This window comes from Nocardioides sp., assembly GCF_044226765.1.
In the GTDB taxonomy this organism is placed as follows: Bacteria; Actinomycetota; Actinomycetes; order Propionibacteriales; family Nocardioidaceae; genus Nocardioides.
Genome location: NZ_JBGAGJ010000009.1, coordinates 81256 through 94805 on the forward strand (window position 1 = coordinate 81256; position 13550 = coordinate 94805).

A 13550-nucleotide genomic window follows, 5' to 3' on the forward strand; every position below is an offset into this window, starting at 1 on the left:
GATGGCCGCATGACCTCCCCCCTTCTCTCGCCCCGGGAGCTACACGAGGCCCTCGGCTCCGTGACGGTGCTCGACGTCCGCTACCGGATCGGCGGACCCGGCGGCCGTGCGGAGCACGAGCGCGGTCACGTGCCCGGGTCGGTGTACGTCGACCTCGACACCGAGCTCGCCGCCCCGCCCGGTCGAGGTGGGCGGCACCCGCTGCCCGACACCGCCGTCTTCGAGGAGGCGATGCGGCGTGCGGGGGTGAGCGACGACCGCCCGGTGGTCGTGTACGACGACTGGTCCGGCCTGGCCGCCGGCCGGGCCTGGTGGCTGCTGCGCTTCCACGGCCACCGCGACGTGCGGCTGCTCGACGGGGCGTGGCCGGCGTGGGTCGCGGACGGGGGAGCGGTGGCGACCGGGGCCACGCTGCCCGGGCGGCGCGGCGACTTCACCGCCCGCCCCGGCCAGCTGCCGGTCGTCGAGGCCGAGGAGGTGCTCGGGGTGCCCGTCCTGGTCGACGCGCGGGCCCCCGAGCGGTTCCGCGGGGAGACCGAGCCGATCGACCCGGTCGCGGGGCACATCCCCGGTGCGGTCAACGTCCCGACCACGACGAACCTGCGCGCCGACGGCCGGTTCCGCTCGCCGGAGGAGCTGCGGGCGCTGTACGCCGCCGCGGGGGTCGACGGCGACGCGGCCGTCGCCGTCTACTGCGGGTCCGGGGTGACCGCCGTGCACGACATCGTCGCGCTGGAGCTGGCCGGGATCCCGGCGGCGCTCTACCCGGGGAGCTGGTCGGGCTGGATCACCGACCCGGACCGCCCGGTCGCCGGTCCTACCAGTGGATCCCCTTGAAGAGCCGGGCCAGCATGATCTGCTCGGACTCGCGGGTGCCACCCTCGGCGGTCTCGCCCTTCGCCGCGGCCGAGTCCGGGAACACCTGGTAGGCCAGGTTCAGCACGCGGAACGCCAGCTTAGGGGTGACCGTGTGGGCGACCGCCCCGGCGTTGCCGAGCATCGTGTTGATCTCGTGGGGCCGGTCGACCATCGCCTCGATGACCAGGTCCGCGGCCTGGGCGGGGGAGATCGTGGGGAACTTGTCGTAGAGCTTGGTCGGCGCGATCATCGGCGTCCGCACCAGCGGCATGTGGATGTTGGTGAACGTGATGCCGTGGCCGACCAGCTCGGAGGACACCACGTTGCTCCACGAGTCCAGTGCCGCCTTCGAGGCGACGTACGCCGAGAATCGCGGCGGGTTCGTCTGCACCCCGATCGAGGAGATGTTGACGATGTGCCCGCGGTGCTGCGCGCGCATGGCGGGCAGCAGTCCCATCACCAGGCGGATCGCGCCGAAGTAGTTCAGCTGCATGGTCCGCTCGAAGTCGTGGAACCGGTCGTGCGAGAGCCGCAGCGAGCGCCGGATCGAGCGCCCGGCGTTGTTGACGACCATGTCGACCGACGGCAGCTCGGCCACGAGCGTCTCGCAGAGGGCGTCGATCGCCTCCAGGTCGGACAGGTCGCACGGCTGGACGATCGCGGCCCCGCCTCGGTCCTCGATGACCGCCCGCAGCTCGTCGAGCTTCTCCTTGCCGCGGGCCACGAGGATCGGCGTGCCGCCGGCCTGGGCGACCTTGAGGGCGGTCACCTTGCCGATCCCCGACGAGGCGCCGGTGATGACGACGTACTTCCCGGTGAGCGCCTCGACCGCGCGAGGGTCCCGGGCGGTGGAGTCGTCGAGGTACTCCTCCCAGTAGCCCCACAGGGACCGGGCGTAGCTCTCGAGCTCCGGCACCCCGATGCCGGAGCCCGCCAGCGCCTGCTCGGTGCGCCGGGAGTCGAAGGTCGGCACGAACGAGGTGTGCGCGACGACCTCGGCCGGGATGCCGACCCGGCTGGTCGCCAGGTCGAGCACCGACTGCACCGCCGGCTGCTTCGCGACCAGGTTGAGCGCACCGGCCGGGGTCAGCGGGCGGGGCAGGAAGCGCATCCGGTCGCGGTCGACCGGAGTGCGGAAGCGCGGTGCACCGGCCGCGGCGCAGAACGCGTTGATCGTGTCGACCACCGGCTGCGGCTCGGGGTTGACCAGGTGGAACGCCTCGCCGTCGCGGTCGGGCAGGTGGGCGATGTGGTCCATCGCGGCGGCGACGTAGTCCACCGGGACCATGTTGGTGTCGCCGAGGTCGACGCCGAGCAGCGGCAGCCAGGAGGGCAGCCGGTCGCGCATCGCCTTGATCGCCCCGAAGAAGTAGTAGGGCCCGTCGATCTTGTCCATCTCGCCGGTCGACGACGCGCCGATCACGATGGCCGGCCGGTAGACCCGCCAGGGGACCGTCGCCTCGGTGCGCACGATCCTCTCGGACTCGAACTTCGTGCGGTGGTACGACGACGGCAGGTGCTGCCCCTCGTCGAACATGGTCTCGTCGAAGCGACCGCGGTGCTCACCGGCGGCGGCCACGGACGAGACCTGGTGGAAGCAGCCGACCTGCAGCGCGTCGGCGAGCGCCAGCGCGTTGCGGGTGCCGCCGACGTTCATCGCCTCGTCGGTCGCGGCGTCCGCGGTCATGTCGTACATCGCCGCGAGGTGGAAGAAGTGGTCGATCCCGCTCCGGTGCTCCTCCACCCACGCCGGGTCGACGCCCAGCGCGTCGGCGCCGAGGTCGCCGACGACCGGCACCACCCGGTCGGTGCCCATCCGCGCGACGAGCGACTCCATCCGCCGCAGCGATGACTCGCGGACGAGCACGAAGATCTCGCCCTCGCGGTGGTCGATCAGCTCGCGGACCAGGTGTCGCCCGATGAACCCCGTGGCGCCCGTGACGAAGTACGACATGGCCGCACGCTACCCACGCGTAAACCTCCGCGGCCAGGGCGAGCCGGGGTCAGGCCTTGTCGCCGCCGCCGAACATGATCTCGTCCCAGCTCGGCACCGACGCCCGGCCCCGGGTCTTCTTGACCGGCCGCCGGGTCGGGGGCTCGTGCTGGTCGTGGTCCGGCTCCTCGTCCCCGGTGTCCTCCGCCGCGGCGTCGGCCGCCTCCTCGCGCAGCTCGGCGGCCTGCTCCTCGACCATGGGCTCGGTGGGGGCCTGGTCGTCGAGGAAGGCCTCGACCGGCTGCTCGGCACCGGTGACCAGGTCGATGGCGTCGTCGCCCAGCTCCTGCCCGCCCACCTCCTGCCCGCCGGGCTCCGGACCACCCCGCTCCGGACCACCCAGCGGCAGCTCCTCCTCCTGCACGGCGGTCAGGCGGCGCTGGCGGGCGTGCCGCAGGTCGTCGTGCGCCGGGGCCGGGGCGGCGACGGCGTCACCGACCAGCCACCGGGCGTCGTCGTTGTCCAGCGTCACGTAGTTGCCGGGGGCGTCGAAGGTCAGCTGGGCGGTGCCGGTGCGGCCCGGGACGGCGTACCCGCCGGTGAGCGACCAGCGGCCGTCCTCGCGGCGCCAGGCGTCCCACTCCACGCCGTCGGGGTCCACGTTGAGGCTGCGCAGGTGGGCGGCGACCGCGTCGCCGAGGGTGCGGACGCCGTGCGCCGGGGCGGCCCCGTCGCCGCGTCGCAGCGACGACCGCTGGGCGCGCTCGGCGACGTGCTGGCGCTCCGCGAGGACCGGCGCGGCGAAGGCCATGATCTTGTCGACCGAGGTCTGGGCCGCCTGGGCCACGGCCTCGGGCGTCTCGCCCGCGCGGATGCGGGCCTGGATGTCGCGGGGGCGCAGGGCGCTGTCCATCGTCTTCTCCAATCGGCGGGAAGGCTCGTCGCGCAGGGCGGACCGCAGGCGGGCATCGATCTCGACGCTGTGCTCGGTGCCGTCCGCCTCGACCAGGAGCAGGCGCTTCCCGTCCTCGCTCACTCCAGCGAGCGTCAGGTGCGCCATCGTGGGTCGTGCTCCTGTCCCATCGTCGTCCTCGGGTGGGCCGAGCCTACGCCAGCGGGTGCCCCGGGGCGGGGAGCCCGACTAGCCTCCCTGCGTGTCGACCTCCGAGCCCACTTCCCTCCTCGTCGCCCTCGACCTCCTGGGCGTGTTCGTGTTCGCCGTCTCCGGTGCGCTGGTCGCCGTCCGCAAGGGGCTGGACGTCTTCGGGGTGCTGGTCCTCGCCGGCGTCACCGGCCTGGGCGGCGGGATCGTGCGCGACCTGCTGATCGGCGCCAGCCCGCCGGCCGCCCTCACCGACTGGCGCTACCTGGTGGCGCCGGTCCTGGCGGGCCTGCTGACCTTCCGGTTCCACCCCGCGGTCGGCCGTCGGGAGCGGTCGGTGAACGTGCTCGACGCCTTCGGCCTCGGGCTCTTCTGCGTCACCGGCGCCCTCAAGGCGCTCGACTACGACCTGGCCGTCCTGGCGGCCGCGCTGATCGGGCTGGTCACCGCGATCGGCGGCGGCATGCTCCGCGACGTGCTGGCGTCCCGGGTTCCCGTCGTCTTCCGCGGCGAGCTCTACGCCATCCCGGCCCTGGCCGGCGCGGCGGTCGTCGTCGCGGGCACCCGCGCGGACCTGCCCACGCTGCTGGTCGCGTTCACCGGCGGCGCGCTGTGCACCGGCTGGCGGCTGCTCGCGATCTGGCGGCACTGGCAGGCCCCGGTCGCCACCGGCCCGGCGAGCGTGTGAGCTGCGCTCGGTCGAGCGCGCGTCGTCGTACCGACTGGAGCGCCGTCCCACCAGCCCCGCGAGTCCCACCGGTCAGGCTCTTCCTGACGTTGTCGGGTGTTGCAACCCCTGACGACGTCAGGTTTCCCCGGCTGACCGGGGATTCATCCACCCCTCAGTCGCCCAGCACCCGGCGCAGGTAGGGGTTGGCGAAGACGCGGTCGGGGTCGAGCCGGTCGCGCAGGGCGAGGAACTCCGCGAAGCGGGGGTACGCCGGCGCGAGGTCGGCCGCGGTGCGGGTGTGGACCTTGCCCCAGTGCGGACGGCCGTCGTGGGCACGCAGGATCGGCTCGAGGAGGGCGAAGTAGGCGCGGTGGTCGGCGTCGCGGTGGGTGTGGAACGCGAGGTAGAAGGAGTCCCGGCCGCTCGAGGTCGACAGGGGGATGTCGTCGGCCGGCGTGGTCCGGATCTCCACCGGGAACGTGACCCGCAGGTCGGAGGCATCGATCGCCGCCCGCGCCTCGCGGAGCGCCGTGAGGCCGGCCTCACGGGGCACGGCGTACTCCATCTCACGGAAGACCACGTCGCGCGGGGACGTGAAGACGCGGTGGGCGACGTCGCTGTAGGTGCGTGCCGACAGCATCCGGCTGGAGAGCCGGTTGAAGCGGGGGATCACCGCGGGGACGGCGTTCGTCACGTGGTTGAGGGCACCGAAGAGCGAGTTGGAGAGGAACTCGTCGTCCCACCAGGCCCGCCACCGCGACAGCGGCGCGACGTCGAGGTCGTCGAGGCGGTCGTTGGTCTTGACCACCAGCCGGTCGGTGTGGGGGAACCAGTAGGTGTCGACGTGGTGGTGGGCCGCCGCGCGCTCGTCGAAGCCGTCGAGCGCCTCGTCCCAGGACATCGGGGTCTCGGTCGCCTCCAGGGCGAACAGCGGCTCCACGCGGAAGGTCAGTGTCGTCAGCACGCCCAGCGCCCCGAGCCCGACCCGCGCGTGCTCGAGCAGCTCGGGGTTCTCGGTCCCGGAGGCCGCGACCACGTCGCCGGTGCCGGTGACCAGCTCCAGCCCGCAGATCTGCGCGGAGAGGGACGCGGCGACGCCGCCGGTGCCGTGGGTGCCGGTCGAGGTGGCCCCCGCGAGGGTCTGCTCGGCGATGTCGCCCATGTTGTGCAGGCTCAGCCCGAGGGCCTCGAGCTGGGCGTTGAGGACCTTCAGCTGGGTGCCGGCCAGGGCGGTCACGGTCATCGCGTCGCGGTCCACGGCGAGGATCCCGCCGAGGTGCGTGGGCCGGAGCATGGTGCCCTCGGGCGCGGAGATCGCGGTGAAGGAGTGGCCGGTCCCGACCATCTTCACCGTGGATCCCTCGTCGCGGGCGCGCTGCACGGCGGCGACGATCGCCCCGGTGCCGGTCGGCTCCTCGACCCGCAGCGGCCGGGCGGACTCCAGCCCGGACCAGTTGGTCCACTCGGTCATGCCGGCGAGCGTACTGGCGCCCCGGCCGATCGCTGCCGGGGGAGTGCGAGTGCGGCGAACGCGGCCACGACGCCGGCGGCGAGCGAGACGAGGTACGCCGACGATGCGCCCGCGTGGTCGACCACGAGGCCGCTGAGCGAGGCACCCGGCGCCACCCCGGCGACCAGGCCGGTCTGCATGATCGCCATGCCCTCGGTCAGCCGGCCGGACGGGACGACCTGCTCGACCAGCGACATGGTCGCGATCATCGTGGGCGCGATGGCGAAGCCCGCGACGAAGAGGGTCAGGCCCATCACCGGGAGCGACCCGACGAAGCTCAGCGGCGCCATCGCGCAGGCCATCGCGAGCGCCCCCCACCGGACCCGCAGCGACGGCCCCCGGCGCCAGCGCACCGCGCCGGTCACGACGCCGGCGGTGAGGCTGCCCAGCGCCCAGAGGGCGAGCAGGGCGCCGGACCAGGCCTTGTGGCCCTGCTCGTCCGCGAACGCCACCGTGGTGACCTCGGCGGCGCCGAAGAGCACGCCCAGGGCCGCGCAGACCACCGCCAGGGGTGCCACCGTCCGCCACGGCATCCGCGGCCGGTCGCCGGCGGCGGCCACCCGCGGGTGCGCGGGCGGCTCGGTCGCGCGCTGGGCGCAGAAGGCCAGCGTCCCCGCGACGCAGGCCACCACGGCCACCGCGATGCCGGCGACCGGGTGCACGGTCGTCGCGAGCACCGTGACGAGGATCGGTCCCAGGATGAAGACGGCCTCGTCGAGCACGGCCTCGAGCGCGTAGGCCGTCTGCACGTCCGCCGGCCGGTCCAGCACGTGCGACCAGCGGGCCCGCACCGCGGAGCCGACCTGCGGCAGGCAGGCCCCGGCGAGGGCCGCCAGCACGTAGGTCGAGGCGATCGGCCACCCCGCCTGCACCGAGACGACCAGGAGGGTGAGCGTCGCGCCGAAGGCGAGGCTGACGGCGGCGAGCACCCGGCCCTGGCCCAACCGGTCCAGCAGGCGGCCCTGGACGATCGCCAGGCCGGCGTTGGCGAGCATGAACGAGGCCGCTACGGCGCCGGCGACCCCGTAGCGCCCGGTCGCCCCGGAGACGAGCAGCACGATCCCGAGCCCGACCATCGACATCGGCAGCCGCGCGACCAGCGCGGTGAGCGAGAAGCGGAGGGCACCCGGATGGGCCAGCACCCGGCGGTACGACGTGAGCATCGTCGCCGAGCGTAGGGCCCCTCGCGAGCCCGGACGAATCCCGGCCCGGACCGGTTGTGGGCGCCTCAATACGATGGCGCCATGACGCCCGACGCCACGCCGTACGACGCGATCCTGCTGGTGTCGTTCGGGGGACCGGAGAAGCCGGAGGACGTGGTGCCGTTCCTGGAGAACGTCACCCGGGGACGGGGCATCCCGCGCGAGCGGCTGGAGGAGGTCGGCGAGCACTACTTCCTCTTCGGGGGCCGGTCGCCGATCAACGACCACAACCGCGAGTTCCTCGCCGCCCTGCGCGAGGACCTCGACGGCGCGGGCATCGACCTGCCGCTCTATTGGGGCAACCGCAACTGGGACCCCTACCTGACCGACACGCTCCGGCAGATGACGGCCGACGGGGTCACCCGGGCCGCGTGCTTCGTGACCAGCGCCTACTCGTCGTACTCCAGCTGCCGGCAGTACCGCGAGAACCTCTTCGACGCCGTCGCCGGGGCGGGGGAGGGCGCGCCGCGGCTGGACAAGCTGCGCCACTACTTCAACCACCCCGGCTTCGTGGAGCCCGTCGTCGACGCGACCCTCGCGGCGCTCGCGGACCTGCCGGAGGAGGTGCGCGAGGGGGCCCACCTGGCGTTCGTCACCCACTCGGTCCCGCTGTCGATGAACGACGGGAGCGGCCCGGACGGCGGCGCCTACGTGCGTCAGCACCGCAGCGTGGCCGACGTGGTGGTCGAGCGGGTGCGCGAGGAGACCGGCCGGCGCCACCCCCACGCGCTGGTCTTCTGCTCGCGGTCGGGCGCGCCCCACGTGCCCTGGCTGGAGCCGGACGTCAACGACCACCTGGCGGACGTGCAGGCGGCCGGCGCCCCGGCGGTGGTGATGGTGCCGATCGGCTTCGTGTCCGACCACATGGAGGTCGTCTACGACCTCGACACCGAGGCGACCGCCACCGCCGAGAAGCTCGGCCTGCCCGTCACCCGGGCCGCCACCGCGGGCGTCGACCCGCGCTTCGTGGCCACGGTGCGCGACCTGCTCCTCGAGCGGGCCGCGGTCGAGCGGGGCGAGGAGGTCGTCCGCGCCGCGGTCGGCAGCGAGCCGGCCTGTTGGGACGTCTGCCCGGTCGGCTGCTGCCCCAACGCGCGCGCCGCCGAGCGGCCCGCGCTCGCGGGCGCCGACTCGTGACGGTGGCCGCGCACCCCTCGAACGGCGACCTCGCCGACCTCGCGCTCCGCATCGCCCGGGAGGCGGCCGCGCTGGTGCGCGAGCGCCGCACCGGCGAGGTGACGGTGGCCGCCACCAAGTCCAGCGACGTCGACGTCGTCACCGAGGCCGACCGGGCCAGCGAGGCGCTGATCCGCGACCGCCTGCTGGCCGAGCGCCCCGACGACGGCGTCCTCGGCGAGGAGGGTGCCGACCGGGCCGGCCGGTCGGGCGTCCGGTGGGTCGTCGACCCGATCGACGGCACCGTCAACTTCCTCTACGGGCTGCCGCAGTACGCCGTCTCGATCGCCGCGGAGCGCGACGGCGTCGTGGTCGCGGGCGTCGTCCTCAACGTCGCGTCGGGAGCCGAGTACGTCGCCCACCTGGCCGACGACCGCGGACCGGCGGTCGCCACCCGCGACGGCGTGCCGCTCGCGGTCCGCGGCCCGGCCCCGCTGCACCTGAGGCTGGTGTCCACCGGCTTCAACTACGACGCGCGGATCCGGCGGCTGCAGGCCGAGGCGCTCGCGCGCCTGATCACCGAGGTCCGCGACGTGCGGCGCCTCGGGTCGTGCGCGCTGGACCTGTGCCAGGTGGCCGAGGGCGTGGTCGACGGGTACTTCGAGGAGGGCGTCAACGCGTGGGACCACGCGGCCGGGGGGCTCGTCGCGCAGGTGGCCGGCGCCCGCCTGGAGGTGCTCGACGGCATCGGCGGGACGGACCTGGTGGTGTGTGCTCCGCCACACGGCTTCGACGACCTCGCGGCGGCGCTGGAACGGGCGGGTTTCACCGCTCCAGCGGGGGAATAGTGGGCTGGTGGCGGGCGTTCCTGATCCGCCACAGGGGACCGGCGTGCAGTCGATCAGTCCGATGGTGCACAATCTGGCGCCGACGCAGGCGCATGAGAAGTACGGGAGTGGAGTGACGGATGGCGACTGACTACGACGCACCGCGCAAGAACGAGGACGAGCAGTCCGAGGAGAGCATCGAGGAGCTCAAGGCGCGTCGCCACGACAAGAACTCCGGCAAGGTCGACGAGGACGAGGCGGAGGCCGCCGAGTCCTTCGAGCTGCCCGGCGCCGATCTCTCGCACGAGGAGCTCGCCGTCGAGGTGAAGCCGACGCAGGAGGACGAGTTCACCTGCATGAGCTGCTTCCTGGTCCACCACCGCAGCCAGCTGGCGGACCCGAAGAAGATGATCTGCCGCGACTGCGCCGCCTGACGGCGCGGCACGAGACGCACCAGAAGGCCGCAGCCCCCACGGGGTGGGGGCGTCTGGTGTCCGGGCTCAGGCCTCCTGGCCGTCGCGCTGGAGCTCGGGCGGGAGGTGGCCCGTGGTGCGCGCGTAGTAGGCGGCCGCCTTGCGCTGCGCGAGCATCCGGGCGATCCCGACCGCGACACCGCTGGCGATCGCCCAGCTGACCGCCTCCCAGATGTCCACGTCGGGGTCCGCGGGGTTCTCGGGCGGCTGCTTGCCGGTGATGACCTTCCACAGCTTGTCGAGCGACTGCTTCGCCAGGGCGGCCGCCCCGAGAGCGGAGACGAGGGAGAAGACGGTCCAGAACTTGGACGAATCCTTGGCCATGGCCGAACAGTACCCAGGCTCAGGGGGTGGGACTCAGGGGGTGCGGGTCAGGGCGGTCAGGGCCTGGGCCAGCTCGTCGGGCCGCCGGGTGCTCACCAGCCAGTACGGCGCCGGGTCGGCCGGGTCGGTGATCTCGACCTTGACCGCACGCTTGAGGTAGGGCCGCAGCAGCAGGTAGGCGCGGGCGTCCGCGTCCACCCCGGCCACCCGGCGCGTCTCCTCGGCGTCCAGGGCCACGGCGCTGCCCAGGTGCTCGGCACCGATGTGCGCCCGTCCCGCGCGGAAGGTCCGGTCGGCGACGACGACCCGCGGCGAGCCGATCAGCAGCAGCGAGAACACCATGACCGCGAGCCCGATCGCGCAGACCACCCAGGCGACCGCGGCCGGTGTCGCGACGGCGACCGACAGCCACAGGACCGCGACCAGCATGGTGCTCTGCACCCACCACCGCAGCGGGACGCCGAGGCGCTCCTCGTAGGCGGGGGCAACGGTCACGGGCGGCATCTTGTCACCCGTCGTGGGGCGGGTAGTGTCCGGGCCCGTGCCGGACCCCCAGCCCCCGCCCGCTGACCGCCCCGCCCCCGGGAGGGACGTCGAGGTGCTCGTGACCCGCCTCGACCCCGACCTGCCGCTGCCGTCGTACGCCCATCCCGGCGACGCCGGCGCCGACCTCGTGACGACCGTCGACGTGACGCTGGCCCCGGGGGAGCGCGCGCTCGTCCCGACCGGGGTCGCGATCGCCCTGCCCGAGGGGTTCGCGGCGTTCGTCCACCCCCGCTCCGGCCTGGCCGCGCGGCACGGGCTCTCGATCGTCAACACCCCGGGCACCGTGGACGCCGGCTACCGCGGCGAGATCAAGGTGGCGCTGGTCAACCACGACCCGCGCGAGGCGATCGAGCTGCGCCGCGGTGACCGGGTCGCCCAGCTCGTCGTCCAGCGGGTCGAGCACGCGCTGTTCACCGAGGTGGGGGAACTGCCCGCGTCGGTCCGAGGGGCCGGGGGCTACGGTTCTACCGGAGGCTTCGGCCGCCCGTCCGTCCCCACCGAGGAGCAGCAGCCGTGAAGTTCCGTCGCAAGTCCGCCGAGGCGTCCGCGGCGCCTGCCGACCCCGAGGTCGAGCAGGACGACGTCGAGGAGACCCCCGCCGTGGCCGGCCCGACGACCGGGCCCTGGGACGTCGACGACCTCCCCGAGGACGACCCGGTGGCACGCGTGGACCTGGGGTCCCTGCTCGTCCCGCCCGCCGAGGGCACCGAGGTGCAGCTGCAGGTGGACGAGCAGACCGAGGCCGTCCAGGCCGTCCTGATCGCGGGGGAGGAGGGCGCGGTCGAGCTGCGTGCGTTCGCCGCGCCGCGCGGTGGCGACCTCTGGGCCGAGGTGCGCCCGCGCATCGCGGCGGACTTCGCGCAGCGTGGCGGCACCGCGGACGAGCGCGAGGGGCGGTTCGGCACCGAGCTCGTCTGCCAGCTGACCGTGCGGATGCCCGACGGGCGCACGGGCACCCAGCCGTCGCGGATCATCGGGGTCAACGGGCCGCGCTGGATGCTCCGCGCGACGCTGCTCGGACGTCCGGCGGTCGAGGTCGACCAGGCCGGCGCCTGGGAGGACCTGGTCGAGCAGGTCGTCGTGCGCCGCGGCAGCCACCCGATGCCCGCCGGCGCCGAGCTCGCCCTCAGCCTCCCGCGCGACGGACAGCTCGTCGAGCGGCCGGACCCCTCGGCCGGGTGACGTGGCCGAGAAGAGCCGGCTGCGCCGCAGCATCAGCCGGTGGGCGAGCAGTCGGGAGCAGCACGCCCGCGACATGCAGCGCGCCTACGCCCCGGACGAGGACCACGACCGGATCGCCGACGCCCCCGACCGCCGGCCGGTGCGGCTGCGCGGCACGCTGCGCTCGGTGACCCTGCGGCCCCGAGGCGGCGTCCCGGCCCTGGAGGCCGAGCTGTACGACGGCACCGGGACGCTCACCGTCATCTGGCTGGGCCGGCGCACGATCGCGGGGGTCAACCCGGGCCGCTCGCTGGAGGTGCAGGGCCGGATCGGCCGCCACGACGGCCAGCGCATCCTCTACAACCCGCGCTACGAGCTGCTGCCATGACCGCTGCGGAGGGCACGGGGTCCGAGGAGATGGGCAGCGAGCACCCGGCCGCGACCGTCGACACCGTCGAGGCCGTGGTCCGCGCGCAGATCAGCCGGGCGCTGGGCGGCCGGCGCGGCATGGTCGAGGCGGCCGTGCCGACCCTGGTCTTCACCATCGTCTGGCTGACCACCAAGGAGCTGCGGTACGCGCTGGTCGCCAGCGTGACGATCGCGGTGGTGATGCTGGGTGTGCGCCTGGCCCAGCGGTCGACCGTGCAGTTCTGCCTCAACGCGCTGTTCGGCATCGGCATCGGCTGGCTGTTCGTGACGATCTCAGCCCGGCAGGGCGGCAGCGCGGACGACCAGGCCCTGGCGTACTTCCTGCCCGGCATCATCTACAACGCCGGCTACACCCTCGTGCTCTCGCTCACCTGCCTGGTGGGCTGGCCGCTGGTCGGCTTCATGGTCGGCAGCGTGACCGGCGACCCGACCGCCTGGCACCGGGACCGCCAGGTGGTGCGGCTGTGCTCCCGCCTGACCTGGCTGCTCGCCGTGCCGTGCCTGCTGCGCGTGCTCGCCCAGGCGCCGATCTGGTTCGCCGGCCGGTCGGGCGCGATGGACCCCGACCGGGCGGTCGCGCTGCTCGGCATCCTCAAGATCGCAATGGGCTGGCCGCTGCAGCTCGCCGCCCTGGCCGCGATGGCCTGGGTGCTCACCCGCAACAAGACCCCGGTCCAGCCGGCGGCGGAGCCGGCCTGACCCCTCGTCGTGCCCCGTCGTGCCGTCAGCTGTGGGCGGAGGGGGCGAGCATCCGCTCGAGGTCCTGCTCCACGTCGGCCGGGACGACGAACAGCAGCTCGTCACCGGCCTCGACGGGCTGCTCGGCGTCGGGGACGTAGACCTGGCCGTCGCGCAGGATGGTGACCAGGGCGCAGTTCTCGGGGAACGGGATGAGCCCGGCCGGCTTGCCGACGTACGGCGAGTCCGCGGGCAGGGTCATCTCGACCAGGTTGGCGTGGCCCTGGCGGAAGGTGAAGAGCCGGACCAGGTCGCCCACGGCGACGGCCTCCTCCACCAGCGCTGACATGATCCGCGGGGTCGAGACGTTGACGTCGACGCCCCACGCCTCGGTGAACAGCCACTCGTTGTTGGGGTGGTTGACCCGACCGACGGTGCGCGGCACCCCGAACTCGGTCTTCGCCAGCAGCGACGTGACCAGGTTGACCTTGTCGTCACCGGTCGCCGCGATGACGACGTCACACTCGTCGAGCCGGGCCTCCTCCAGCGACGACAGCTCGCACGAGTCGGCCAGCAGCCACTCGGCGTCCGGCACGCGCTCGGGCCGGATCGCGGTGGGGCTGCGGTCGATGAGCAGCACGTCGTGCCCGTTCTCGATCAGCTCCCGGGCGATGGAGCGCCCCACGGCGCCGGCGCCGGCGATCGCGACCCGCATGGTGTG

Annotated in this window: 16 protein-coding genes; 9 read left to right on the top strand and 7 right to left on the bottom strand. The window is 73.9% G+C overall.

Annotated features, from left to right (window positions below):
* Positions 1 to 9 precede the first annotated feature (9 nt).
* On the top strand, positions 10 to 837 hold the full coding sequence (locus tag ACILRH_RS17375; RefSeq protein ID WP_395695308.1) for a sulfurtransferase: 828 nt from the start codon (positions 10 to 12) through the stop codon (positions 835 to 837).
* Here the strand turns inward: ACILRH_RS17375 and ACILRH_RS17380 are convergent.
* On the bottom strand, positions 818 to 2812 hold the full coding sequence (locus ACILRH_RS17380) for an SDR family oxidoreductase (protein WP_395695309.1): 1995 nt from the start codon (positions 2810 to 2812) through the stop codon (positions 818 to 820). The two genes, ACILRH_RS17375 and ACILRH_RS17380, sit on opposite strands and share 20 nt — an antisense overlap.
* A 49-nt stretch (positions 2813 to 2861) precedes the next feature.
* Complete coding sequence (gene sepH, locus ACILRH_RS17385; RefSeq protein WP_395695310.1) at positions 2862 to 3851, bottom strand: septation protein SepH; 990 nt, start codon at positions 3849 to 3851, stop codon at positions 2862 to 2864.
* Between the two features lie 94 nt (positions 3852 to 3945).
* On the opposite strand from sepH, the gene ACILRH_RS17390 reads away from it, so the two are divergent.
* Positions 3946 to 4581, top strand: coding sequence for a trimeric intracellular cation channel family protein (locus tag ACILRH_RS17390; RefSeq protein WP_395695311.1), 636 nt, complete (start codon positions 3946 to 3948; stop codon positions 4579 to 4581).
* 154 nt (positions 4582 to 4735) lie between these two features.
* On the opposite strand, the gene ACILRH_RS17395 is transcribed toward ACILRH_RS17390, so the two are convergent.
* Positions 4736 to 6034: a D-arabinono-1,4-lactone oxidase gene (locus tag ACILRH_RS17395; protein ID WP_395695312.1), complete on the bottom strand. Its 1299-nt coding sequence runs from the start codon at positions 6032 to 6034 to the stop codon at positions 4736 to 4738.
* Positions 6031 to 7236 (bottom strand): MFS transporter, encoded by a 1206-nt coding sequence (locus tag ACILRH_RS17400; protein WP_395695313.1) that lies wholly within the window; start codon positions 7234 to 7236, stop codon positions 6031 to 6033. Before ACILRH_RS17400 ends, ACILRH_RS17395 begins: the two co-directional genes overlap by 4 nt.
* Before the next feature lie 81 nt (positions 7237 to 7317).
* Here ACILRH_RS17400 and ACILRH_RS17405 point away from each other — a divergent pair, with 81 nt between their 5' ends.
* From ACILRH_RS17405 to ACILRH_RS17415, 3 genes are all read left to right on the top strand, one after another.
* Positions 7318 to 8412, top strand: coding sequence for a ferrochelatase (locus tag ACILRH_RS17405; RefSeq protein WP_395695314.1), 1095 nt, complete (start codon positions 7318 to 7320; stop codon positions 8410 to 8412).
* Positions 8413 to 8414: 2 nt separating this feature from the next.
* The gene (locus tag ACILRH_RS17410) at positions 8415 to 9239 is read left to right on the top strand and encodes an inositol monophosphatase family protein (RefSeq protein ID WP_395695315.1); all 825 of its coding nucleotides are present in this window, start codon (positions 8415 to 8417) and stop codon (positions 9237 to 9239) included.
* Between the two features lie 119 nt (positions 9240 to 9358).
* Positions 9359 to 9652 (top strand): DUF4193 domain-containing protein, encoded by a 294-nt coding sequence (locus ACILRH_RS17415; RefSeq protein ID WP_395695316.1) that lies wholly within the window; start codon positions 9359 to 9361, stop codon positions 9650 to 9652.
* Positions 9653 to 9718: 66 nt separating this feature from the next.
* Here the strand turns inward: ACILRH_RS17415 and ACILRH_RS17420 are convergent, their stop codons facing one another.
* Both ACILRH_RS17420 and ACILRH_RS17425 read right to left on the bottom strand, forming a co-directional pair.
* Complete coding sequence (locus ACILRH_RS17420; RefSeq protein WP_395695317.1) at positions 9719 to 10015, bottom strand: DUF4235 domain-containing protein; 297 nt, start codon at positions 10013 to 10015, stop codon at positions 9719 to 9721.
* A 33-nt stretch (positions 10016 to 10048) separates the two neighbouring features.
* Positions 10049 to 10510, bottom strand: a complete 462-nt coding sequence (locus ACILRH_RS17425; protein WP_395695318.1) for a DUF3093 domain-containing protein — start codon at positions 10508 to 10510, stop codon at positions 10049 to 10051.
* A 103-nt stretch (positions 10511 to 10613) separates the two neighbouring features.
* Here ACILRH_RS17425 and dut point away from each other — a divergent pair, with 103 nt between their 5' ends.
* Genes dut through ACILRH_RS17445 form a run of 4 tightly spaced genes read left to right on the top strand, consistent with a single transcriptional unit; the run spans position 10614 to position 12850 of the window.
* Positions 10614 to 11078, top strand: coding sequence for a dUTP diphosphatase (gene dut, locus ACILRH_RS17430; protein WP_395695319.1), 465 nt, complete (start codon positions 10614 to 10616; stop codon positions 11076 to 11078).
* Positions 11075 to 11743 carry a DUF3710 domain-containing protein gene (locus tag ACILRH_RS17435; RefSeq protein WP_395695320.1) on the top strand — a complete coding sequence of 223 codons (669 nt, stop codon included), beginning with the start codon at positions 11075 to 11077 and terminating at the stop codon, positions 11741 to 11743. The genes dut and ACILRH_RS17435 overlap by 4 nt, the downstream gene beginning before the upstream one ends.
* 1 nt (position 11744) lies before the next feature.
* Positions 11745 to 12110: an OB-fold nucleic acid binding domain-containing protein gene (locus ACILRH_RS17440; protein ID WP_395695321.1), complete on the top strand. Its 366-nt coding sequence runs from the start codon at positions 11745 to 11747 to the stop codon at positions 12108 to 12110.
* Positions 12107 to 12850 carry a DUF3159 domain-containing protein gene (locus tag ACILRH_RS17445; protein WP_395695322.1) on the top strand — a complete coding sequence of 248 codons (744 nt, stop codon included), beginning with the start codon at positions 12107 to 12109 and terminating at the stop codon, positions 12848 to 12850. The genes ACILRH_RS17440 and ACILRH_RS17445 overlap by 4 nt, the downstream gene beginning before the upstream one ends.
* 25 nt (positions 12851 to 12875) lie before the next feature.
* On the opposite strand, the gene ACILRH_RS17450 is transcribed toward ACILRH_RS17445, so the two are convergent.
* The gene (locus ACILRH_RS17450) at positions 12876 to 13544 is read right to left on the bottom strand and encodes a potassium channel family protein (RefSeq protein ID WP_395695323.1); all 669 of its coding nucleotides are present in this window, start codon (positions 13542 to 13544) and stop codon (positions 12876 to 12878) included.
* Positions 13545 to 13550: the final 6 nt, after the last annotated feature.

Excerpts from the sequence above, each read along its gene's own strand:
- ACILRH_RS17375 (WP_395695308.1), top strand. The coding sequence starts at position 10 with ATGACCTCCCCCCTTCTCTCGCCCCGGGAGCTACACGAGGCCCTCGGC.
- ACILRH_RS17380 (WP_395695309.1), bottom strand. The coding sequence starts at position 2,812 with ATGTCGTACTTCGTCACGGGCGCCACGGGGTTCATCGGGCGACACCTG.
- sepH (WP_395695310.1), bottom strand. The coding sequence starts at position 3,851 with ATGGCGCACCTGACGCTCGCTGGAGTGAGCGAGGACGGGAAGCGCCTG.
- ACILRH_RS17395 (WP_395695312.1), bottom strand. The coding sequence starts at position 6,034 with ATGACCGAGTGGACCAACTGGTCCGGGCTGGAGTCCGCCCGGCCGCTG.
- ACILRH_RS17400 (WP_395695313.1), bottom strand. The coding sequence starts at position 7,236 with ATGCTCACGTCGTACCGCCGGGTGCTGGCCCATCCGGGTGCCCTCCGC.
- ACILRH_RS17405 (WP_395695314.1), top strand. The coding sequence starts at position 7,318 with ATGACGCCCGACGCCACGCCGTACGACGCGATCCTGCTGGTGTCGTTC.
- ACILRH_RS17415 (WP_395695316.1), top strand. The coding sequence starts at position 9,359 with ATGGCGACTGACTACGACGCACCGCGCAAGAACGAGGACGAGCAGTCC.
- ACILRH_RS17420 (WP_395695317.1), bottom strand. The coding sequence starts at position 10,015 with ATGGCCAAGGATTCGTCCAAGTTCTGGACCGTCTTCTCCCTCGTCTCC.
- ACILRH_RS17445 (WP_395695322.1), top strand. The coding sequence starts at position 12,107 with ATGACCGCTGCGGAGGGCACGGGGTCCGAGGAGATGGGCAGCGAGCAC.
- ACILRH_RS17450 (WP_395695323.1), bottom strand. The coding sequence starts at position 13,544 with ATGCGGGTCGCGATCGCCGGCGCCGGCGCCGTGGGGCGCTCCATCGCC.